At 60.8% G+C, this 1,120-nt stretch carries 1 protein-coding gene; it reads left to right on the forward strand.

The genetic code is table 11. The annotated features are described in order from the left end of the window. Positions 1–84 precede the first annotated feature (84 nt). Positions 85–1,120, forward strand: a 1,036-nt coding sequence (locus QMA15_RS32630) for an AMP-binding protein (RefSeq protein WP_290289334.1), incomplete at its 3' end; no start/stop codon positions are given.

Below are 1,120 nucleotides of genomic sequence, written 5' to 3' on the forward strand. Positions count from 1 at the left end.
GTCGAGATGTTCGAGGTGGAGTCTGTGGTGGAGCGTGGGTTGGTGTTGGGGGGTGTGAATGAGACGGATCGTTGTGTTGAGGGTGTGACGTTGGCGGATTTGGTGGCGGCTTCGGTTGAGGTGTCGTCGGGTCGTGTGGCTGTGGTGTTCGGTGATGTGGTGTTGTCGTATGCCGAGTTCGGTGTGCGGGTGAATCGGTTGGCGCGGTGGTTGATCGGGCGTGGTGTGGGGCCGGATGTTTTGGTGGGTCTTGCGGTGGAGCGTTCGGTGGAGATGATCGTGGCGATGCATGCGGTTGTTGCTGCGGGTGGTGCGTATGTGCCGATTGATCCGGAGTTGCCGGTGGAGCGGATCGGGTTTGTGGTTGATTCGGCTGCGCCGCAGCTTGTGTTGACTGTTTCTGCGTTTGTGGGTGTGTTGCCTGTGGGTGTGGATGTTGTTGTTCTCGATGGTCTTGATGTGGGTGGGTTTTCGGGTGGTCGGGTTTCTGATGGTGATCGGGTTGCGCCGTTGCGGTCGGGTAATGCGGCGTATGTGATGTTCACGTCGGGTTCGACGGGTCGGCCGAAGGGGGTGTCGGTCAGTCATGGGGCGATTGTCAATCAGTTGGCGTGGTTGGCTGGGGAGTACGGGGTGGGTGCTGATGATCGGGTGATGGCGCGTGCGCCGTTCACGTTCGATGTGTCGGTGTGGGAGTCGTTTTTGCCGTTGACGGTGGGTGCGCGGTTGGTGGTGACGCGGCCGGGTGGGCATCGTGAGTTGGATTATCTTGCGGGTGTGATGGTCGAGCATGCGATTTCGGTGGCGGAGTTCGTTCCGTCGGTGCTTGCGGCGTTGGTGGCTGATGGTTTTGGTGGTGCGTTGGGTTCGTTGCGGCATTTGTTTGCCGGTGGTGAGGAGTTGTCGCCGGAGCTTGCGGTGGCGTTGGGTTCGTTGACGTCGGCTGCGGTGCATAACACGTATGGTCCGACGGAGGCGGCGATTACGACGACGGCGCATCGGATTGTGGGTTCGGTGTCGGGGGTGGTGCCGATCGGGACGCCGGTGTGGAATACGCGTGGGTATGTGTTGGATTCGCGGTTGCGTCCGGTGCCGGTGGGTGTTGCGGGTGAGTTGTATC

It is taken from the genome of Rhodococcus sp. APC 3903 (genome assembly GCF_030407755.1).
Taxonomy (GTDB): Bacteria; Actinomycetota; Actinomycetes; order Mycobacteriales; family Mycobacteriaceae; genus Rhodococcus_F; species Rhodococcus_F erythropolis.